20 protein-coding genes, 1 tRNA gene and 1 riboswitch are annotated in these 19,487 nt (G+C 68.0%); of the genes, 9 read left to right on the top strand and 12 right to left on the bottom strand.

The window, feature by feature from the left end; all coding sequences use genetic code 11:
* Positions 1-74: 74 nt before the first annotated feature.
* The gene (thiO, locus tag UCD39_RS21280; protein WP_330497772.1) at positions 75-1,265 is read right to left on the bottom strand and encodes a glycine oxidase ThiO; all 1,191 of its coding nucleotides are present in this window, start codon (positions 1,263-1,265) and stop codon (positions 75-77) included.
* Positions 1,260-1,369: riboswitch (TPP riboswitch) on the bottom strand. (Overlaps the previous gene by 6 nt.)
* 200 nt (positions 1,370-1,569) lie before the next feature.
* On the opposite strand from thiO, the gene motA reads away from it, so the two are divergent.
* On the top strand, positions 1,570-2,430 hold the full coding sequence (motA, locus tag UCD39_RS21275) for a flagellar motor stator protein MotA (RefSeq protein ID WP_145734905.1): 861 nt from the start codon (positions 1,570-1,572) through the stop codon (positions 2,428-2,430).
* Positions 2,431-2,782: 352 nt separating this feature from the next.
* Positions 2,783-3,385 carry a DJ-1/PfpI family protein gene (locus UCD39_RS21270; protein ID WP_145734904.1) on the top strand — a complete coding sequence of 201 codons (603 nt, stop codon included), beginning with the start codon at positions 2,783-2,785 and terminating at the stop codon, positions 3,383-3,385.
* A gap of 69 nt (positions 3,386-3,454) precedes the next feature.
* Here the strand turns inward: UCD39_RS21270 and UCD39_RS21265 are convergent, their stop codons facing one another.
* From UCD39_RS21265 to UCD39_RS21255, 3 genes are all read right to left on the bottom strand, one after another.
* Positions 3,455-3,862 carry a hypothetical protein gene (locus tag UCD39_RS21265; RefSeq protein WP_330497771.1) on the bottom strand — a complete coding sequence of 136 codons (408 nt, stop codon included), beginning with the start codon at positions 3,860-3,862 and terminating at the stop codon, positions 3,455-3,457.
* A gap of 34 nt (positions 3,863-3,896) precedes the next feature.
* Complete coding sequence (locus UCD39_RS21260) at positions 3,897-4,967, bottom strand: COX15/CtaA family protein (RefSeq protein WP_330497770.1); 1,071 nt, start codon at positions 4,965-4,967, stop codon at positions 3,897-3,899.
* 256 nt (positions 4,968-5,223) lie between these two features.
* Positions 5,224-7,314: a S9 family peptidase gene (locus UCD39_RS21255; RefSeq protein ID WP_330497769.1), complete on the bottom strand. Its 2,091-nt coding sequence runs from the start codon at positions 7,312-7,314 to the stop codon at positions 5,224-5,226.
* Between the two features lie 165 nt (positions 7,315-7,479).
* Here UCD39_RS21255 and UCD39_RS21250 point away from each other — a divergent pair, with 165 nt between their 5' ends.
* Complete coding sequence (locus tag UCD39_RS21250; RefSeq protein WP_330497768.1) at positions 7,480-8,214, top strand: HAD family hydrolase; 735 nt, start codon at positions 7,480-7,482, stop codon at positions 8,212-8,214.
* A gap of 101 nt (positions 8,215-8,315) precedes the next feature.
* Here the strand turns inward: UCD39_RS21250 and UCD39_RS21245 are convergent, their stop codons facing one another.
* Both UCD39_RS21245 and UCD39_RS21240 read right to left on the bottom strand, forming a co-directional pair.
* Positions 8,316-8,600, bottom strand: a complete 285-nt coding sequence (locus UCD39_RS21245; protein WP_330497767.1) for a hypothetical protein — start codon at positions 8,598-8,600, stop codon at positions 8,316-8,318.
* A gap of 146 nt (positions 8,601-8,746) precedes the next feature.
* Entirely contained in the window at positions 8,747-10,030 is a 1,284-nt protein-coding gene (locus UCD39_RS21240; RefSeq protein WP_330497766.1) for a PQQ-dependent sugar dehydrogenase, read from the bottom strand.
* Between the two features lie 212 nt (positions 10,031-10,242).
* On the opposite strand from UCD39_RS21240, the gene UCD39_RS21235 reads away from it, so the two are divergent.
* Positions 10,243-10,665, top strand: coding sequence for a YccF domain-containing protein (locus UCD39_RS21235; RefSeq protein WP_330497765.1), 423 nt, complete (start codon positions 10,243-10,245; stop codon positions 10,663-10,665).
* Positions 10,666-10,721: 56 nt separating this feature from the next.
* Here UCD39_RS21235 and UCD39_RS21230 read toward each other — a convergent pair whose 3' ends face one another.
* The gene (locus UCD39_RS21230) at positions 10,722-11,822 is read right to left on the bottom strand and encodes a patatin-like phospholipase family protein (protein ID WP_330497764.1); all 1,101 of its coding nucleotides are present in this window, start codon (positions 11,820-11,822) and stop codon (positions 10,722-10,724) included.
* Positions 11,823-12,018: 196 nt separating this feature from the next.
* Here UCD39_RS21230 and UCD39_RS21225 point away from each other — a divergent pair, with 196 nt between their 5' ends.
* From UCD39_RS21225 to UCD39_RS21215, 3 genes are all read left to right on the top strand, one after another.
* Positions 12,019-12,279: a hypothetical protein gene (locus UCD39_RS21225; RefSeq protein ID WP_040849837.1), complete on the top strand. Its 261-nt coding sequence runs from the start codon at positions 12,019-12,021 to the stop codon at positions 12,277-12,279.
* A 103-nt stretch (positions 12,280-12,382) separates the two neighbouring features.
* Complete coding sequence (locus UCD39_RS21220; protein ID WP_330497763.1) at positions 12,383-12,604, top strand: BrnT family toxin; 222 nt, start codon at positions 12,383-12,385, stop codon at positions 12,602-12,604.
* Between the two features lie 11 nt (positions 12,605-12,615).
* The gene (locus UCD39_RS21215) at positions 12,616-12,861 is read left to right on the top strand and encodes a helix-turn-helix domain-containing protein (protein ID WP_330497762.1); all 246 of its coding nucleotides are present in this window, start codon (positions 12,616-12,618) and stop codon (positions 12,859-12,861) included.
* A 23-nt stretch (positions 12,862-12,884) separates the two neighbouring features.
* On the opposite strand, the gene UCD39_RS21210 is transcribed toward UCD39_RS21215, so the two are convergent.
* A tRNA-Leu gene (locus UCD39_RS21210) sits at positions 12,885-12,971 on the bottom strand.
* 87 nt (positions 12,972-13,058) lie between these two features.
* Positions 13,059-13,835, bottom strand: coding sequence for a competence/damage-inducible protein A (locus UCD39_RS21205; protein WP_330497761.1), 777 nt, complete (start codon positions 13,833-13,835; stop codon positions 13,059-13,061).
* A 252-nt stretch (positions 13,836-14,087) separates the two neighbouring features.
* Here UCD39_RS21205 and map point away from each other — a divergent pair, with 252 nt between their 5' ends.
* Positions 14,088-14,933: a type I methionyl aminopeptidase gene (map, locus tag UCD39_RS21200; protein WP_330497760.1), complete on the top strand. Its 846-nt coding sequence runs from the start codon at positions 14,088-14,090 to the stop codon at positions 14,931-14,933.
* Positions 14,934-14,999: 66 nt separating this feature from the next.
* Here the strand turns inward: map and UCD39_RS21195 are convergent, their stop codons facing one another.
* On the bottom strand, positions 15,000-15,467 hold the full coding sequence (locus UCD39_RS21195; RefSeq protein WP_330497759.1) for a hypothetical protein: 468 nt from the start codon (positions 15,465-15,467) through the stop codon (positions 15,000-15,002).
* Positions 15,468-15,721: 254 nt separating this feature from the next.
* Between UCD39_RS21195 and radC the strand changes: the two genes are divergently transcribed.
* Positions 15,722-16,468, top strand: coding sequence for a RadC family protein (gene radC / locus UCD39_RS21190; RefSeq protein WP_330497758.1), 747 nt, complete (start codon positions 15,722-15,724; stop codon positions 16,466-16,468).
* Here radC and UCD39_RS21185 read toward each other — a convergent pair.
* Positions 16,465-17,505, bottom strand: coding sequence for an alpha/beta fold hydrolase (locus UCD39_RS21185; RefSeq protein WP_330497757.1), 1,041 nt, complete (start codon positions 17,503-17,505; stop codon positions 16,465-16,467). The two genes, radC and UCD39_RS21185, sit on opposite strands and share 4 nt — an antisense overlap.
* 41 nt (positions 17,506-17,546) lie before the next feature.
* Entirely contained in the window at positions 17,547-19,334 is a 1,788-nt protein-coding gene (locus tag UCD39_RS21180) for a redoxin family protein (RefSeq protein WP_330497756.1), read from the bottom strand.
* Positions 19,335-19,487 lie beyond the last annotated feature (153 nt).

Below are 19,487 nucleotides of genomic sequence, written 5' to 3'. Positions count from 1 at the left end.
CTTCCTCGCTTTCCAGTCCGCTACGCTTCCCGTAAAGCTCCGGCGGACGTGGTCACGTCCTACAAAGGCCTGAGTCAAAGTCTCATGCCGTGGGCACTCCGCTCCTGAAACCGCCCGATGCCGAAGGGCGCCAGCAGCGGGTCCACCCGGCCGGTCAGGATATGGTCCGCCACCAGGTCGGCGGTGCCGGGGGTCAACAGGATGCCATTGCGGTGATGGCCGGTGGCCATGACCAGGCCGGCCACACCGGGCACGGGCCCCAGGATGGGGGCGTCGTCGCGGCTGCCGGGGCGATGGCCCACCCACATCTCCTCGATGGGGAGTTCCTCCACCCCTGGCAGGGCCCGCCACGCGGCCTCCAGCAGCGCCAGGACGCCACCGGCGGTCAGGCGGTCGTCCCAGCCCTTGTCCTCGGTCGTGGCGCCCACGATCAGGCGTCCGTCCAGGCGGGGCACCAGATAGCATTTGGGTGGCCACACCACATGGCGCAACAGCGGCTGGGCCGGGTCCATGCGCAGGGCCAGCATCTGCCCCTTCACCGGCCGCACCGGCGGAATGGCGCCGTCCGGCAGACCGGCCAGGAGGCGCGACCAGGCGCCAGCGGCCAGCACGACCACGTCGGCGGCCTTCAGCGCGCCGTCCACCACCACGCCCTCGACGCGGCCGGCCAAAATGGACAGGGCCTCGACGGCCACCTCCTCATGCAGGCGGGCGCCAGCCTTCAATGCCGCGGCCTTCAGCGCCACGGCCAGCTTGCGATTGTCCACCTGGCCGTCGGCGGCGCCCAGCACGCCGGCGGCGGCACGGGGATTCAGCCACGGCTCCCGCTCCTTCACCTGCGCGCCGCTCAGCCAGGTGACGTTGAGGTCCAGGGAGCGCTGGAACTCATAGCCGGCCCGCAGCACCTCCACGTCATCGCGGGTCAGCGCCACCTGCAGGGTGCCCTCGGTGCGCAGATCCACGGGCAGGCCGCTGGCGGCCTCCAGTTCGGCGGCGAAGGCGGGCCAACGCTGCTGGCTGTCCAGCGTCAAGGGCAGCAGCGCCTGCTCCCCCGGTTCCGTCTCCACGGCGGCGGCCAGCATGCCGGCGGCGGCATGGGTGGCGCCCAGGCCGGCGCGGCCCCGGTCATAGACGTCAACGGCGCAGCCGGCGGACGCCAGGCGCCAGGCGATGGACAGGCCTATGCAGCCGGCGCCGATGACGATCACCCGGGGGGCGGCAGATGGATGGGCGGAAGAATGGCCCGAAGGCGGAAAATGGGTCACGGTCTCGCGATCTCCCTTCGCCGGCATGATCCGGAGCAGGTTCCATGGGTCTGATCTCAGCCGCGGGCCTGACGGGCAGGCGGACGGCACCCCAGTCGATGGCCGGAACGATGGCGGACCGTGCGCCCGAATTCAAGGGTCTTGGTGGCGGGACCGATCCCGGCCATGGGCGATGGGGGCCCTCTCGACATCCCCCGTCCGGCGGCGCGGTTGCGCCAGCCGCCCTACCCCATCAGAGATTTGACAAGTAGGCCGATTGTCTGGACTCTGCCTATCTTAGGGGTCCATCTACCAAGGTTTGCTCATGTTTGCCGCCATCGGCCTGCTCGGCGTGTTCATCTGCGTGTTCGGGTCGTTCGTGATCTTCGGCGGCAAGATCGGCATCATCATCGAGGCCCTGCCCGGTGAGTTCATGACCATCGGCGGCGCCGCCATCTGCGGCTTCATGGTCGCCAACAGCACGCATGTCATCAAGCAGTCCCTGGGCGCCGTGAAGCGCATCTTCCCGGGCGCGCGGTTCCATAAGAAGGAATACATGGAACTGCTGTCGCTGCTGTATCAAATCCTGAAGACGATGAAGACCAAGGGCGTGCTGGCCATTGAGCAGCACATTGAAAAGCCCATGGAAAGCAACATCTTCAACGCCTATCCGGCGATCATGAAGGACCCGTTCACGGTCAAGTTCATCGCGGATTACCTGCGCATGTTCTCCATCGGCGTGGACAACCCGCATGAGCTGGAGGCGCTGATGGAGCAGGAGATCGAGAAGACCAAGCACGAGGACCTGCACTCCAGCCACGCCTTCCAGACCATGGCCGACGCCATGCCAGCGCTGGGTATCGTCGCCGCCGTGCTGGGCGTCATCAAGACCATGGCGTCCATCACCGAGCCGCCCGAGGTGCTGGGCAAGCTGATCGGCGGCGCCCTGGTGGGCACCTTCATGGGTATTTTCCTGTCCTACTGCATCCTGGCCCCCATCGCCTCGCGCCTGAAAGGCGTGGCGGAGGAGGAGAACCAGTTCTACCACGTCATCCGGGCGGCCATCACGGCCCACCTGGCCGGCTATGCGCCCCAGGTATCCATCGAGGCGGCGCGGAAAAAGGTGCCGACGGAATACATGCCCGATTTCAATGAGTTGGAAGAAGCGCTGTCGGCCATCAGCTAGGGCGGCGGCGGATACGTCGGGCGGGCCCCGTTTCTTATCGGGCATGGCCGTGCCACGAGCCGGCGGCGCACCCGCAACTCAGCCATGCCGCACCGCAATCCCGAATCGGTCTTAATGCGATTGACCTGGGGCGCGGGAGGGGCCAATTACGGTGCCATGCGAATAGAGCGTCATCCCATCGGCCCGGCATGCATCACGACAGCCGCCCACGCCTGACGCTTTGCCATGGCCGCCCATTCCTGGGTGGCCATTTTCACGAGGCAGCATCCATCGCGCCTTGCCAACGGCGCCGTCCCCTGGGGAACGGCGACGGGCGGGTGTCGGGCCGCCGAAACAACATAGGAGACGTAATTTGACCGATCAGCCGCTCGCCGGAAAAGCCGTTGCCATCCTCATCGCCAACGGCTTCGAAGAAGTGGAAATGACCGAAGCCCAGCGCGCCCTGCTGCGCGCCGGCGCCGCGCCCAAGATCATCTCGCCGGAGCAGGGCCTGGTGAACGGCTGGCACGGCACCTCGTGGGGCCACTACTTCCCCACCGACAAGCAGATTGGCGAAGTGCTGGCCGCCGATTTCGACCTGCTGGTCCTGCCGGGTGGTGAGCGCAGCGTGGCCAAGCTGGCCGCCAACCCGCACACCCGCCGCATCATCGGCAGCTTCATGGACGCCGGCAAGGGCGTCGCCGCCATCAACCACGGCGTCCAGCTGCTGGCCGTGGCGCAGCGCCTTAAGGGCCGCACCGTGACCGGCAACGAGGCGATCCGCGAGACCGTCGAGGCCGCCGGCGCCACCTGGGTGGCCGAGGAAGGCCAGAACATGAACATCGACCGCCAGCTGCTGACCGCCCGCGGTCCGGAAGAGGTGGTGCCGGAGTTCATCGAGACCATGCTGCGCGTCTTCGCCGACGCCATCGAGTACCGCCGCCAGCTGCAGGCCGAGAAGGCCGCCGCCGCCTAACCAGGGCACCGGCATCGGATTGAAAAAGGGCGCGAGGCATCGGCTTCGCGCCCTTTTTGTTTGCGCTCGCTATCCGCCGAAGGCATTGGGCCCCCGCGCTCGCATCCGAGCCCCCTGCACGGTGCAGAAGGCCACCACCATCAGGGCCGGCAGCCCCAGAAACAGTGACATGCCCCAGGCGATGCGGCTGTGCAGCAGCCCGCGCACCGTCAGGAAAATGCCGATATGGGCCACGAAAGCGAGGCAGGCGACCAGGGCCTGCCAGTGGGCGGCCCTATGGCGGCGGACCACCCAGGCCAGCAAAGCCCCCACGGGATAGCCGGATAGAAGATAGTAAGAGGCCACCAGATGCAGGGATAATGGCAGGCCCCGGCCCCCCAATCCCCCCATCAACGCCGCCAGGGTGGCTATGATTAAGAGGCACTCCACCAGCCTTTCGGCAAGGAAAGCGGTCAGGGCGCGGGTAATGGCGGCCACGCTTCCCTCCTGACGGTTGACCCAGGTGCCGGCTTCAGCCCCGCCGGTATTCCATCACCGTCCAGGTGAACAGGCCCAGCAGGACCAGGGCGCCCGCCTGGTGGGTGGCGGCCACGTGCACCGGCACGAACAGCAGCAGGGTGGTGATGCCCAGGCTGATCTGCACCAGCACCATCACGGCCACGGCGATGGCCAGAGTCCGCACCCGGCCCTGCACCCCGGCGCGGAGCGCGCGGAAGGCGTAGGACCAGACCACCAGGCCGGTCAGGATGGCCAGCCAGCGGTGGGTGAACTGCACGGCGGCCGTGTTCTCCAGGATGTTCAGCCAGGCGGGGCTGAGGTTCCACATCTCCTCCGGCGCGAAGGTGCCGTTCATCAGCGGCCAGGTGTTGTAGGCCATGCCGGCGTCCAGCCCGGCGGTGAAGGCGCCCCACACCATGGTGGTGGCCACCAGGGCCATGGCGAGGCCGGCGTGCCGGCGCAAGGCGCCGCGCGCCGGGTGCGCGGCCCCACTGGCGGCCGGGAACAGCAGCGGCAGGGCGGTGGCCAGCATGGCGACGTAGATCAGCACGGCCAGCGACAGGTGGGCCGCCAGGCGGTAGTGGCTTACGTCCGGCCGGTTCACCAGGCCGCTCTTCACCATGTACCAACCCAGGGCCCCCTGCAGCCCGCCCAGCACGAACAGGCCGATCAGGCGCGGCACCAGGCTGCGCGGCACGCGGCGGGTGAAGAGGAAAAACAGGAAGGGCAGCAGAAAGACGACGCCGATCAGGCGCCCCACCAGGCGGTGGAACCATTCCCAGAAGAAGATGCCCTTGAACTGCGCCAGATCCATGCCGCTGTGCTTCAGCGCGTATTCCGGCGTGGCCTGGTACTTGGCGAATTCCTCCGCCCAGGCGGCATCCGACAGCGGCGGCAGGGCGCCCGTCACCGGTTTCCATTCCGTGATGGACAGGCCGCTTTCCGTAAGGCGGGTGATGGCGCCGATGACGGCCATGGCGAAGATCATGCCGGCGCAGACCAGCAGCCACAGGCCGATGGCGCGATAGGGTGCACGATGAGCGGCGGCCCGGACATGGGCGGTGGGGAAAGGCGTGACGGTCACGGCGACAGGGTCCCGGGCGAAGAAGAAGGGCGATGGGGCCGAATTATAGGCTGACCCCGCCCCCCTTACAAATGCCGGCCGCCGGACGAATTGTCCTTATACGTTCGGCATTTGATCGTGACCGCTCAAATGCCCCCTCAGTCGCCGGGCGCCAGCATCCGCTGGCTTGGCTTCCTCGCTGCGCCCTGCGGTGCTCGCTCCGGCGGACGCAATCGCGTCCTGCAGCGGCACGAGTCAAAAGCTCGCGCCAATGGTATTACAAGCTCTTGCCGAAGGCCCGCAGCAGGAATGCCTGGGTCAACGCCACCTCCTTCAGCTTGTCGAACCGGCCGGCGGCGCCGGCATGGCCGGCCCCCATCTCGGTGCGCGACAACAGGACATGGTCGTCGGTCTTCAGGCTGCGCAGCTTGGCCGTCCACTTGGCCGGCTCCCAGTAGGTGACGCGCGGGTCGCTGAGGCCCGCGGTGATCAACAGGTGGGGATAGGCCTTGGCCGCCACGTTGTCATAGGGGCTGTAGGACTTCAGCCGCTCATAGACCTCGGGCTCGTTGGGGTTGCCCCACTCATCATACTCGATGACCGTCAGGGGCAGGCTGTCGTCCAGCATGGTGTTGACCACGTCGACGAAGGGCACCTGGGCCACGATGGCGCGGAACAGGCCCTCGGGCGCCATGTTGGCCACCGCGCCCATCAGCAGGCCGCCGGCGCTGCCGCCCTCGGCGGAGATGTTGCCGGCCTTGGCATAGCCTTGCGCCGCCAGGAATTGGGCGGCATCGATGAAGTCGGTGAAGCTGTTGATCTTGTTCTCCAGCTTGCCGTCCTCGTACCAGCCACGGCCCAGCTCATCCCCGCCGCGGATATGGGCGATGGCGAAGGCGAAGCCCCGGTCCAGCAGGCCCAGGCGGTTGGCGGAGAAATAGGGATCGATGCCGTTGCCATAGGCGCCATAGGCGTAGAGGTGCAACACCCCCGATCCGTCCTTGGGGAAGTCGCGGCGATGGACGATGGACACGGGGATCAGCGTGCCATCGCGCGCCGGCGCCAGCAGGCGGGCGCTGACATACTGGTCGGCGTCGTAACCGCTGGGGATTTCCTGGACCTTGCGGATGGCCAGGGTGCGGTCGTTCAGGTCGTAGTCATAGACCGTGGGCGGCGTCACCAGCGACTGATAGCGCAGGCGCAGCAGGCCGCCGTCATAATCGAAGTTGGCACCGGGCCCGACCTCGAACGCCGCGTCGGGGAAGGCGATGTCGTGGGCAGCGCCATTCCTGTCCAGCACCCGCACCACCTGGGCGCCCTCCACCCGCGCATAGACGACCAGCCAGTCGCGGAAGGCCATGTGGCCGGTCAGGTAGGTGCGGTCGGCCGGGGCGATGACCTGCACCCAGTTGGACTCGGCGGTGTCGGCCAAGGGGGCCTTCACCAGGCGGAAGTTGCGATGGATGTCGTTGGTGATGATCCAGGCGATGTCGCCCTGGTCCTCGACATTGTACTCATGCCCCTGGCGGCGGGGCAGGACCAGGCGCGGCTCGCCCTCCGGCTGCGCGGCGTCCAGCAGCCGCACCTCGGTCGAGACGTTGTTGTGGGCGACGATTCGGATGAAGCGGCCGGACAAGGTCAGGTCCAGGCTGACCATCCAGGCGGGATCGGCCTCGCCATAGACCAGGACATCCTCGCCGACCGCCGTGCCCAGGCGGTGGCGCCACACGGTCTTGGGCCGCTGGAACTCATCCTGCCGGACATAGAACAGGTGTTGCCCGTCCGCCGCCCAGGCGACACCGGGGGAGGCGTCCGCGACGCCTTCCAACACCATGGCGCCGGTGGACAGGTCCTTCACCCGCACGCCATAGCGTTCGGAACCGTCGGTGTCGGCGGTGTAGGCCAGGTAACGGCCGTCGCGCGTCGTCTCGAAATCCGCCACGCGCATGAAGTCGTGCTGCGCCGCCAGGACGTTCACGTCCAGCACCACCTCCTCTTCCGAGGTGCCGGCGGCCCAGCGCACGAACACCGGGTAGTTCTGCCCGGCGGCGAAGCGCGACTGGTAATAATAGCCGTCGCGGCGATAGGGCACGCCGGTGTCATCCTCCTTGATGCGGGCGCGCAGTTCGGCCGTCAGGGCCGGGCGCAGGTCGCCCTCCCCGCCCAGCACCTGCTCGATATAGCCGTTCTCGGCCTCAAGGTAGGACAGGATGTCGGGGTCCTTAACCTCCGGGAAGGCGGGATCGCGCAACCAATCGTAGGGGTCGACCCGGACCTCGCCATGCGCGGTCTTTTCCACCGGCCAAACCCGCGCGACGGGCGGCTTGGCAAAAGCGGACTGGCGGAAGGAAGCGTCGGAAGCGGGCATGGACGATGATACCACTGGTTGAGCGCCAGGACGGGCGCCTGGCGGCCGGAAGCAGAAGCCGCAACGATAGGGTCGGCGCCCCGGGGGCGGCAAGCGGGCCCGAACGAGGGGGTGCCATGCCCAGCACAAGGTCGCCCCGGGGGAACCATCGGTGGGGAAGCTGCCATGCCGCCCCGGCACTGGCGGCGGGCGGTGGGCCGGGGTATCCCCACCCTCACCGATTCCCCGTATGATGAAGGCACGGACATGCCGTTCCCCCACGCCATCCACGCCGCGATCTTCGACATGGACGGCCTGCTAATCGACAGCGAGCGTCCCTTGCGCGGCGCCATGATGGCGGCCGCCATCACAGTGGAACGGCCGATGACGGAGCTGTTCTATGGCACCCTCATCGGGCGGCCCTATCCGGCGGTGCGTCAGATGCTGGTGGACCATTTCGGGGGCGAGGCCGTGTTCGATCGCTTCACCGAGCTGTACCGCGCGGCCATCCAGGCGCATTTCGATGCCGGCATCGCCCTGATGGCCGGCGTGGTGGAACTGCTGGATCATCTGGACGCGGCCGGTATCCCCATGGCGGTGGCGACCAGCACCCAGCGGGAACGCGCGCTGCACCACCTCACGCAGGCGGGTATCGCCCATCGCTTCCGCGCCGTCATCGGCGGCGACGATGTCAGCCAGGGCAAGCCGCATCCGGAGCCCTACCTCAAGGCCGCCGCCGCGCTGGACATCGCCCCCCGCCACTGCATCGCGCTGGAGGACAGCCACAACGGCATCCGCGCCGCGCACGCCGCCGGCATGATGGCGGTGATGGTGCCGGACCTGCTGGCCCCCACCGAGGAGATCGAGGCGTTGTGCCGGGTGGCCGCCGACCTGCATGAGGTGCGGCGCTGGGTGGCCTGATGCCTCAGGCCCCGGCACCCCGCGCATAACAAAAAGGGCCGGCAGCGGACGCTGTCGACCCTCGGGATCGGGCCTCAATGAGGCCCACCGTCAACTAAAACTCAGACGGTCAGGTTCACGAACGCGCCACGGGTGCGGCCGGTGTCCGACGCCGCCTTCACCTGATCCTGCGTCGGGCTGAAGTTCTGCGTGAAGCTGTTGCTGTTATTGGACGTGCTGTTGTCGGTGTTGGCCTGGTCGGTGCCCTGGTCCGAGGTTCCCTGGGTCTTGACCGGGGAGATGGACTGGACCTGCGTGTTGGAGGCATCGGAGGTGGAACCGATACCGGACGTCAGGAACGTCGCACCATAACCAGAGCTGTAAAAGTTGATGCCGCCGATGGACATGGGACTGGCCTCCTTTGACCAAGCTTACATATATGCCCATTTCGGAAGATGGACAAGGGCGGCGGCGGCAGAATTTGCCTACCGCGACCGCACTTTCCCTGGCATTGGACTCTCAACAGACACCCGAGTCTTGCAAATAGAAAGGCTTAGGACTTGCCCTTCGCGTGATAGCTGATGCGCCACACCGTGCCGCCGACATCATCCGCCACCAGGACGCTGCCGTCATGGGCCAGGACCAGGCCCACGGGGCGGCCCCAGACCTGGGCCGGGTTGGTGCCGGGCAGCCAGAAGCCGGTGGCGAAGTTCACGTAGTGGCCTGCCGGGCGGCCATGGGTGAACGGGACGTAGACGATCTTGTAGCCGGTGGGCTTCGCCTTGTTCCACGAGCCATGCAGGGTGACGAAGGCGCCGCCCTGGTAATCCGCCGGGAACTGGTGGCCGGTGTAGAACAGCAGCCCCAACGGGGCGGAGTGGGCGTCGAACAGCAGGTCGGGCACGATGGCCTTGGCCACCAGGTCCGGCCGCTTGTCGGCGTAGTCCGGCTGCGGATGGTTGCCGATGTAGGAATAGGGCCAGCCATAAAAGCCCTCCGGCTGCAGCCGGGTGAAGTAGTCGGGCACCAGGCCATCGCCCAGGCCATCACGCTCATTCACCACGGCGTAGAGGTCGTCGGTGCCGGGGTAGAACTGCAGCCCCACTGGATTGCGGGTGCCGGAGGCGTAGACGCGCTTCACCGTGCCGTCCATGTTGAATTCGGTCACGGTGGCGTGGGGCTTGGGGTCCTCCGCGATGTTGCTCATGGACCCGATGCCGACGAAGAAGCTCTTGCCGTCCGGGGCGAATTCCAGGGACCGGGTGGGGTGACCCTTGGGTTGTCCCAGGGCGCCGTCCGGCGTCACCTGGATGCGGTCGCCCGCCGGCTTCGTGTCGCCCTCCTTGTAGGGGATTTTCCACACCGCCTTGATATCGCCGACCCAGAGGTAGCCGTCGTGGAACTCGATACCGTAGGGGCGGTCGAAGCCGCCGGCGAAGGTGATGATCTGGTCGGCCTGCCCGGTGCCCTTGCTGTCGCGCAGCAGGGTGATCTCCCCCGGCGTGGCCTGGCGCGCCAGGAAGACATCGCCATTGGGGGCAACGGCCAGGTTGCGCGCATGGCTGAGGCCGGTGGCGAAGATGGATACGGTGAAGCCCTTGGGCACGTTCAGACTGGCGCCGTCGGGGCGCGCCACCTCTTCCGACGAATTACCCACGCCGTCCGTGGCATAGGGCGCCGGCAGGTCGGCCGGGCGGACCTGGATGCGCTGGCCGACCTTCTGTTCGGGGTTGGACTGTTCGGTTTTGGATCCCGCCGCGCCAGCGGACCAGGCGGGGCCCAGCGCCCCCAGGCTGAGGCTGACAAGGGACAGGACGGCAAGGCTGCTGCGGCGCATGGGGTCGCTCGGGATGTGCGGGGGATGATACCGTTGTCACTGTCGGTGACTTCCTCCGCCTTCGCAAGGTCGCAACATGGACTATGGCGACTGGGACTGTGCCGCATTCCCAGATGTGGCCCCCTCAACGGGGGCCCGCTGTGGTCCTGGACGAAAGGACACGCTTCAGGAATGATCACCGGCAGGAAAACAACAACCAAGGCCTTGGCGTCATGATCAGCCTGCTGATGAACATCCTGTGGGTGGTGCTGTTCGGGTTCACCGGGGCGCTGGCCTGGTTCATGGCCGCGATCCTGATGGTGATCAGCATCGTCGGCATCCCCTGGGCCCGCGCGGCCTTCAACATGGGGCTTTTCGTACTGTGGCCCTTCGGCCAGATGGCGGTGGACCGCCGCGTGCTGACCGGGCGGGAGGATATCGGCACCAGCCCGCTGGGCTTCCTGGGCAACGTCGTGTGGTTCCTGTTCGCCGGCTGGTGGCTGGCGCTGTACCATCTCCTGGCCGGTCTGGTCTGGTTCGTGACCATCATCGGCATCCCCTTCGCCATCCAGCACTTCAAGTTCGCCGGGCTGGCGCTGGCCCCCATCGGCAAAGCCATCGTGCCGGTGGAGACCATGGGGATGCCGAGGTACTAAGATCCTCAAGCGCCCGGAGTTTCTTGTGCCTCAAGCGACGGCGGGGCGTCCGCCGCTCAGCCCCGCAACGGCTCCAGCAAGTCTGGGATGCGGTCGCGGTCGACGGCGTCCAGGAATTCGTCGGCCAGGCGGTCGGTTTCGGCCACGGCCTGGCGCCAGTAGCGCTGGCGCTCGGTGGGGGGCAGCGCCTTGAAATCGCGCCGGTCGGGAATCTTGCCATGGGGCAAGGACGCCAGGAAGTCGTCGGACGGGCACAGCAGCAGGGTGCGGGCCAGCGAGGCCGCCGCCGGCCGGCGCCAGGCCAGGGCCTTGTCGAACCAGCCCGGCACCACCTTGGGCCCGAAATGGGGAAACAGCACCAGGTCGCTGCCTGGTGTTTCCGCCACGAACGGAATATCCAGGTGATAGTCCATGATGCCGCCGTCCATATAGGCGCCGGGCCTGGCCCCGCCGATGTCACGCACCAGTTCGAACAGGAAGGGGATGGCGCCCGAGGCCATCAGGGCGTCGGCCAGGTTGGCCGGGGTCAGCGGCACGCGGCGCGTGGGAAAACCGGCGGCGAGGTCGAAGGGATCGGCGCCGCGTGGATCGGCGAACAGGGTCCGCTGGAAGAACAGCGGCAGGCTGCGGCGGCTGACCAGGTTGGCCAGTCCCGCCGCCCCGATGCCCGCCCCCACCCACGCGGGATGGTGGGCGCTGAGCGGCCCCCGCCCCCGCACCGCCAGAATGGACAGGCGCATGGCCGGGTGGGACAGGATTTCCCGCGCGCCCTTGCGCTCACCGTCATGGGTGCCGGACGGTGAGCCCAGGATGATGTCCAGGAAGGCGCGGCTCTCCCGCGTCAGAGTGGGCATGGTGGCGTCGGAGGGGACGTAGGCCAGGTAGGCCTCCTCGAACCGGCGCAGCACGCTGGCCGGGTCCTGACGCGCCATGGCGGCGAAGCGCCAACTGCCGATGGAGCTGCCCACCATGGCCAGCGGCCGGGTGCGCCCCCGGAACCAGCGCGCCAGGATGGCCCGGTCCAGGCGGGTCAGCGCCAGCCACTTCGGCCCGCCGGACGCGCCCGCCACGGTGCCGAACAGCTCATCCGACACGCCGTCGCGGCGCAGGCGGGCCATGGCCTCGGGCCCAGCCAGAAAACGCAAGGCACGCGCCACACCATCCCCCTTTTCTCCAGCCCAGACCCGGTTACCGGATTCGGGCCCCGGATTCCGCTTGAACCGGGGCGCAATCCCGCGCATGGCATGGCACCCGCCCCATCCGCTATGATGGCGGCGGCACCGGCCATCGCCAGGGCGCGCGGCCGGGCGCCATGCCCTTAAGCATCTGATTGTTATTCAAGGAGTTGCCACCATGTCCACCCCCCATAAGCGCGCCATGGAAGCCGTGCTGGAAGCCGCCGACCTGGATATCAAGGCGGCCCTGGAGGAACGGGGGATCACCGACAAGCATTCGGAAGAGGCCGACGACACCATCCTGGACGTGGCCATCCTGCATGCCTGGCGCATCTTCGTGCGCATCAACGAGGCCCAGGGCCTGACCGTCGACCCCGGTCTGTTCGTCGACCTGGCCAGCGAACTGGCCGAGGATATGGCGGAAGACCGGGAGCAGTGAGAATCCGGAGAAGCCCGTGGCGAAATATCCGTCATTGACGTAGTATGGCGCCGTATGAAGGTCGAGTTCGATCCCGCCAAGGACGCGATCAACCGGCGCAAGCATGGACTTGACCTTGGGTTCGGCCGACAGGTGCTGCTGGGATCCCGATCTCCTGGAGTTCCTGGACGACACCATGGACTACGGTGAAGATCGGTTCCTGGCGCTGGGATTGGTGGCGGGCGTTGTTTACGCTGTTGTCTACGCGGAACGGCAAGACGCCACGCGGATCATTTCCGTCAGGACGGCTGATAAGCGAGAGCACGCCCGTTATTTCAGCCGCTGAGGAAGAAGGCCATGACCGACGACACCCCCTTTAGTGATCAGCAGTTGGCCAAGATGCGCCCCCAGGCCACCGCCAAGCGCATTCGCCGAGCCTTAGGGCTGTCTCAAGAGGACTTTTCGGTCCGGTATCACATTCCCTTGCGCACCTTGCAGGAATGGGAGCAAGGGCGCAGGGAACCGGACGCCGCTACCCTCGCCTATCTCAGGGTGATCGAGAAGGAACCAGTGGCGACGGCCCGGGCTCTGGCGGCGGAATAGCGCGCGCCTTGAATGAGGCCCCCTGGTGCCCGCTGCCGGGATCGAACCGGCACGCCCGTGAGGGCGAGGGATTTTAAGTCCCTTGCGTCTACCAATTCCGCCAAGCGGGCGTTCCAGGGTCGAGGCCGGGAGGGACCCTAGCGGAGGTGGGGCCGCCAGGGCAAGACCGGTTACGCATGCGGAGGAGGACGTCCCCGTCAGGCCGCCCCCTCCACCACCTCTGCCTCCGCCCCCATGCCGCGCACCAGGGCCGCGACCTCATCGGTGGCGGCGGCCAGGCGGGCCGCGTCCGGGCTGCGCAGCACCAGGCTGGTGGCGAAGCGGCCCTCGCGGTAGGTGGGATAGCTGCCGATGTCCACGTCGGCATAGCGGTCCTGGATGGTGCTGAGGCCGCCGGCCAACTCCCCCTCCCCCACCAGGCAGCGCACGGTGCGGGCCAGCACCACCGGGCCGCCCACCAGGCGGTTGGTCAGGCCGGCCAGCATGGCCTGCATGATGGAGGGGACGCCCGCCATGACGAAAACGTTGCCGATCTGGAAGCCGGGGGCCGCCGACACCGGGTTGTCGATCAGGATTCCGCCCTGGGGCACGTTGGCCATGCGCAACCGCGCCTCGTTCAGTTCCCGGCCCGTGCCGGCGTAGTGCGCCTCCAGCCGGCGCACCGCCTCGGGATCGCGCAGCAGGGGCACGCCGAATGCCTTGGCCACGCAGGCCGCCGTGATGTCGTCATGGGTGGGCCCGATGCCGCCGGTGGTGAAGACGTAGGTGTGGCGGGCGCGGGTCTGGTTCACCGCCTCGATGATCGCCGCCTCATCGTCCGCCACCACCCGCGCCTCCTTCAGGCGCACACCCAGGCCGCCCAGCACCTTGGCCAGATGGTTCAGGTTCACGTCCTGGGTGCGGCCGGACAGGATCTCATTGCCGATGATGATCAGGCAGGCGGTGGGCACGGTGCTGGCGGCGACGTCGGTCATGGGGCAGGCTTTCCTCGCATGGGGGCATACCGCGATTATAGGGGGAAATCTCCCGCCGCCAACCGGCGGGGGGTGCCGATTCGGAAGCCTGCCCTGCCCCGGATTGCCTTGCCGTCCCGCCTTGGCGCGCCTAAGTTCGAAACCGTATGTCCGGCGCCATTCGGTGGCCGGGCCCCGGTGTTGAGTCGGGTATGTTTGGCGAGGGGTGTCAGGCTGGGCAAGGCCGGCCCCCGAAGGCATGGATTCGAGAGCATGAACAGAGGCGAAGCGACCGCCGCCGCGGATGAAGAGTACGAACTGGAAGACCGCGGCATCGTCATTCATGGCGCGGACGGCTTCGCCGCCATGCGCAAGGCCGGCCAGACGGCCGCCGCGCTGCTGGACTATCTGACCCCGTTCGTCGTGCCCGGCGTGGCGACGGAGGAAATCGACCGGCTGTGCGAGGAGTGGACGCAGGCCCATGGCGCCACGTCGGCCACCCTGGGCTATCGCGGCTATCCCAAATCCTGCTGCATCTCCGTCAACCATGTGGTCTGCCACGGCATTCCCAGCGACAAGCGTCTGCAGAAGGGCGATATCGCCAACATCGACGTCACCGTCATCGTCGACGGCTGGTACGGCGACACCAGCCGCATGTTCTTCGTGGGCGACGACGTGCCCCTGAAGGCGCGCAAGCTGGTGGACGTGACGTACGAGGCCATGATGCGCGGCATCCAGGCGGTGCGCCCCGGCGCCACCCTGGGCGACATCGGCCACGCCATCCAGACCTTCGCCGAGGGCAACCGCTTCTCCGTCGTACGCGACTTCTGCGGCCACGGCGTGGGCAAGGTGTTCCACACCGCCCCGTCCGTCCTGCATTTCGGCAAGCCCGGGCAGGGCACCGAGTTGAAGGAAGGCATGATCTTCACCATCGAGCCCATGATCAACATCGGCCGCTATGACGTGAAGATCCTGTCCGACGGCTGGACCGCCGTGACCAAGGATAAGAGCCTGTCGGCGCAGTTCGAGCACACCGTGGGCGTGACCAAGGACGGCTGTGAGATCTTCACCCTGTCTCCCGCCGGCTTCCATCGGCCGCCCTATGCGGCCAAGGCCTGACACCGCTATTCCGCGACAGCGTGTGACGAGAGCCCCGCCCGGCACCACCGGGCGGGGTTTTTTGTTTCAGGCGCGCACCGCCTGCCCCTGCCCGCCCCGGATATGCCGGTCCAGAAAATCGCTCACGGCGGTCTGGGTATGGGCCAGCACCTGGCGCAATGAGCCCAGGGCCTCCGCCTCCGCCACGCCTTGGGTCGCGCGGCGCGCCAGGAAGCGGCTGATATGGGCCAGGCGGGGCGTTCCCATCTCCGCCGCCGTCCCGGTCAGCAGATAGGCGTAATGCCGGACCGCTTCCGGTGCCGCCTCTTGCAACGCTTGTTCCAACGCCGCCCCAGCGTCCACCAGGCATTCGGCATAAAGCACGAGGATCTCCGACACCGTGCCATGCCCCAGGGACCGGGCGTAGCCACCCAGCCGTTCCTCCTCAACCAAAGGAATCCCGGGCAGACGCTCCCATCCACGCTCCTCCCCCGCAGCCGCGGATTTTTCGGCGCGGAGGGTCTTGGCGGCGGATAGGGGAATGGGGTCGTGCATCGTGGCGGAACTCCTCTCGGCGGGCGGAGTACCTCCGAAGCAATAGGCGTGCCAGATGGGCGCCAAGCTGCCCCACGCCAGCTCCCGGCGAGTCGCGCCCCTATGTCCGCCGTGTCCGCCTTGTCCGTCCGGGCATGTCCGGACACGGCGGACAGGCAGGATTTACCGGGCGTGGGTCCCGCCCTTCCTTTTCTGCCAGCCACTGGCAGGTGAACTGCCCGCCGCCTATACTGCCAGGACGCGAGAGCAGGGGGATGGGCATGGGCCGCGAGCGGGACAATGACGCCGTACTGGACCTCGATTTGGCGGCGCCAGCCGCGAAGGAGCCGCCCCCGCACTACCATGGCCATCGCGACCGCCTGCGCGACCGCTTCCTCACCCAGGGTCCGGAGGCCCTGCAGGACTATGAGCTGGTGGAACTGCTGCTGTTCCAAGCCATACCCCGGCGTGACGTGAAGCCGCTGGCCAAGCAGTTGCTGGGCCGCTTCGGATCGTTCTGGGGGCTGGTGTCGGCGCCGGTGGCCACCCTGCGCGACGAATTCAAGCTGAGCGACGCCGCCATCGGCGCCATCAAGGTGGTCGCCGCCGCCGCCCTGCGCATGGCGCGGCGGGAGTTGCTGGACCGGCCGGTGCTGTCGTCATGGGAGAAGCTTCTGGACTACTGCCAAGGTGCCCTGGCGCACGAACCGGTGGAGCAGTTCCGCGTGCTGTTCCTGGACGGCCGGCACGCGCTGCTGCGCGACGAGGTGCAGCAGCGCGGCACGGTCAACCAGACGGCGGCCTACCCGCGCGAGGTGTTGAAGCGCGCGCTGGAACTGGGGGCCAGCGGCGTCATCCTGGTGCACAACCACCCCAGCGGCGATCCCAGCCCCAGCCGGGCGGACATCCAGATGACCAAGGCCATCGTGGAGGCCGCCAAGGCCCTGGAGATATCGGTGCACGACCACTTGGTCATCGGACGGGGCCGGCACTTCAGCTTTCGGGCGCAGGGGCTGATTTAGAGCCTCGCCACATCCAGCACCGCCTGGGCGAAGGCCCGCGGCGCCTCCTGCGGCAGGTTGTGGCCGATGCCGCCCGTGACCAGCCGGTGGGCGTAGGGGCCGGTGAACTTGGCGGCATAGGCGGCGGGCTCGGGATGCGGGGCGCCGTTGGCGTCGCCCTCCAGCGTGATGGTGGGGACGGTGACGACGGGGGCGGCGGCCAGCTGGCGCTCAAACGCCGCGTAGTGCGCCTCGCCCTCCGCCAGGCCCAGGCGCCAGCGGTAATTGTGAATGACAATGGCGACATGGTCCGGGTTGTCGAAGGCGGCGGCCGACCGCTGGTACGTGGCCTCGTCAAAGCCCCATTTGGGAGATGCCAGCCGCCAGATCAGGCGATTGAAGTCCAAACGGTTGGACTCGTAGCCCTGCCGGCCCCGATCCGTCGCGAAGTAGAACTGGTACCACCAGGACAGTTCCGCCTGGGGCGGCAGCGGCTTGCGCCCCGCCTCCTGGCTGCCGATAAGATAACCGCTGACCGATACCAGGGCGCGGCACCGCTCCGGCCACAGGGCGGCCACGATGTCGGCGGAGCGGGCGCCCCAGTCGAAGCCGGCGATCACGGCCTTGTCGATTTCCAACGCGTCCATCAAGGCGATGACGTCGGCGGCCAGCGCCGCGGGTTCGCCATTGCGCAAGGTCTGGCCTGAAATGAAGCGGGTTGTGCCGAAGCCGCGCAGGTGGGGCACGATCACGCGGTGGCCCGCCGCCGTCAGCAACGGCACCACGTCGATGAAGGCGTGAATGTCATAGGGCCACCCGTGCAGCAGGATGACGACAGGGCCCTGGGCCGGGCCGGCATCGACATAGCCGATGGACAGCGGGCCGGCGGCCACCTGCCTCAGGCCCGTGAAGACCTTGAGGGGTCCGGATGGGGCCGGTGGGGCCTTTTCAGCGGCAGCCGCCTTGGCACTGGTGAGAAGGCCGAACGGGGCAGCGGCGGCGATGGCGGCGGCCCCGAACAGGCGGCGGCGGGCCAGATTGACCACAGGGGCGGACATGGGGGTCTCCGGTAACGGAAATTGGCGGGGAATAGGGCGGATCAGCCGAAGGTGAAGGCGTAGGCACGGGCACCGGGGTCCAGGAACTCGATCTCGAAGGTGTGATCGGCCACCGGGCCGGACTGGCGGACCAGCTGATAGAGCTTGGCGGCGCGTACCGTGCCCGTACCGTCGGCGTCCACATCGGTGCCGTGGTCGGCGCCAGGGGCGGCGCCGTCGATGCGCACCCGGAAGCGGACGGGTTGGCCATCGGCGCCCGGCGCCAGCACCAGGTGCAGATCACGGGCGTGGAAGCGATAGGCGATGCGGGCACCGGCCTGGCCTGCGGTGGCGAATTCCCGGCCCACCGTCCAGTCGCCCGCGAGAGTCCAGCGGTTCAGGCGCAAGTTGGCGGCCGGGCGATAGCGCGCGGGGGCGTCGGCCACGATGTCATCGCCACCGGAATAGCGCTGGCCTTCGCCATACCCCACATAGGTTTCGGGTGAGCCCAGGTCGTTGAGGTCGGCGGCGGCCTGCGTGCCCTCACCCTGGACAGCGGGGACGGGGGCCCGGCCGGCAGAGATTTGGGCAGCGGGGTCTTGGGCAGCGGGTGCGGCCTGGGCATCCGCCAGCGCCTTGCGGATGACGCGTTCCGTCTTGTCGTAGTCGCCCTCCCCGAAAGCCTGGTAGAGGACGCGACCATCGGCGCCCACCACGTACAGGGCCGGCCAGGCCTGGTTGTCGAAGGCGCGCCAGATGCGATAATCGCTGTCCACCGCCACGGGGTAGGTCACGTCCAGGGTGGCGGCGGCCCTGGTGATGTTGTCCACATCCCGCTCAAAGGCGAATTCCGGGGTGTGGACACCCACGACTACCAGGCCCCGGTCCTTGTACCGCGCCGCCCATTGGCGGACATGGGGCAAGGCGCGCAGGCAGTTGATGCAGGAATAGGTCCAGAAGTTCACCAGCACCACATGGCCACGCAGGGCGTCCGCCGTCAGGCCGGGGGTGTTGACCCAGGCCTTGGCCTTCAGCACGTCGGCCAGGGGGCCGGTCAGAGGCGGGGTGGCGGCCAGGGTCGCCGCCTGGGCGGCGCCGACCGGGTGGAAGCCCAGCACCTTGACCAGCGCCCGTTCCACCTTGTCGGTCGCCAGGGCCGGCACGCCCAGGAATAGACGGCTGTCCAGGCCGGCGGCGCCCATCACCGCCGTGGCCACCACCGTCCCGCCCACCAGCCTGCGCAGGCTCTCCGTCCAGCGTGAAGCGCCCGGGGGCAGCGCGCGGATCAGCCGCCCGCCCCCGGCCATCACGATGGCCAGCGGCGTGGCGGCGCCCAGGGCGTAGACGAACAACAGCAGGGTGGTGTCCAGGCCCGGCCCGCGCAGGGCGGCGGCGCTGAGGATCAGGCCCAGCACCGGCCCGGCGCAAGGCGCCCACACCAGGCCCGTGGCCAGCCCCAGCACCAGGGATGAAACGACCGTGCGGTCGGCGCCGGTGTTGAACCGGGCGGCCAAACGGGCGCCCACGGTCACCAGCGGGGCGGCCAGGCGGTCGGCCAGGGCCGGCCAGATCATGGCCAAGCCGAACAGGGCGACCAGGGCCAAGCCCAAGGCCCGGCCATATTGGTTGGCCGCCACCGCCCAGCCACCCGCGGCCGCCAAGCTGGCGGAAACGGCGAAGGCCACCGCCAGGCCCAACAGCAGCGGCAGGGCGCGAAAGCCGCGCCCCGGACGGCCGGAAACCACAGGGGCAGGGACCGCAGGCGCGGCCACGATGGGCAGCAGGGGCAGGATGCAGGGGGCGGCAAAGGTCAGCACACCCGCCAGGTACGCCAGGATGAGGGAGGCCATGGGGATCATCCTCATGATTAACGTATCCGCTTTAATCGGATACGATTTAATAGACTCCGTTCAGCGGCGCGTCAATTCCCGATTTAATCGCATCCGTGCTATATCGGCGGAAGAGGCGGGAGCGCCCTCCGTTCCCCCCTTTGGAAAGAAACA

Source organism: Nitrospirillum karajorum (assembly GCF_036348415.1).
GTDB lineage: Bacteria > Pseudomonadota > Alphaproteobacteria > Azospirillales > Azospirillaceae > Nitrospirillum > Nitrospirillum amazonense_B.
Note: the sequence above shows the minus strand (reverse complement) of the source record. Positions and strands in the feature narration are given on the sequence as shown.

Bases quoted from the DNA above. Each gene is read 5' to 3' on its own strand.
- motA (WP_145734905.1), top strand. From the start codon at position 1,570: ATGTTTGCCGCCATCGGCCTGCTCGGCGTGTTCATCTGCGTGTTCGGG.
- UCD39_RS21255 (WP_330497769.1), bottom strand. From the start codon at position 7,314: ATGCCCGCTTCCGACGCTTCCTTCCGCCAGTCCGCTTTTGCCAAGCCG.
- UCD39_RS21250 (WP_330497768.1), top strand. From the start codon at position 7,480: ATGCCGCCCCGGCACTGGCGGCGGGCGGTGGGCCGGGGTATCCCCACC.
- UCD39_RS21245 (WP_330497767.1), bottom strand. From the start codon at position 8,600: ATGTCCATCGGCGGCATCAACTTTTACAGCTCTGGTTATGGTGCGACG.
- UCD39_RS21240 (WP_330497766.1), bottom strand. From the start codon at position 10,030: ATGCGCCGCAGCAGCCTTGCCGTCCTGTCCCTTGTCAGCCTCAGCCTG.
- UCD39_RS21235 (WP_330497765.1), top strand. From the start codon at position 10,243: ATGATCAGCCTGCTGATGAACATCCTGTGGGTGGTGCTGTTCGGGTTC.
- UCD39_RS21225 (WP_040849837.1), top strand. From the start codon at position 12,019: ATGTCCACCCCCCATAAGCGCGCCATGGAAGCCGTGCTGGAAGCCGCC.
- UCD39_RS21220 (WP_330497763.1), top strand. From the start codon at position 12,383: ATGGACTTGACCTTGGGTTCGGCCGACAGGTGCTGCTGGGATCCCGAT.
- UCD39_RS21215 (WP_330497762.1), top strand. From the start codon at position 12,616: ATGACCGACGACACCCCCTTTAGTGATCAGCAGTTGGCCAAGATGCGC.
- UCD39_RS21205 (WP_330497761.1), bottom strand. From the start codon at position 13,835: ATGACCGACGTCGCCGCCAGCACCGTGCCCACCGCCTGCCTGATCATC.
- map (WP_330497760.1), top strand. From the start codon at position 14,088: ATGAACAGAGGCGAAGCGACCGCCGCCGCGGATGAAGAGTACGAACTG.
- UCD39_RS21195 (WP_330497759.1), bottom strand. From the start codon at position 15,467: ATGCACGACCCCATTCCCCTATCCGCCGCCAAGACCCTCCGCGCCGAA.
- radC (WP_330497758.1), top strand. From the start codon at position 15,722: ATGGGCATGGGCCGCGAGCGGGACAATGACGCCGTACTGGACCTCGAT.
- UCD39_RS21185 (WP_330497757.1), bottom strand. From the start codon at position 17,505: ATGTCCGCCCCTGTGGTCAATCTGGCCCGCCGCCGCCTGTTCGGGGCC.
- UCD39_RS21180 (WP_330497756.1), bottom strand. From the start codon at position 19,334: ATGGCCTCCCTCATCCTGGCGTACCTGGCGGGTGTGCTGACCTTTGCC.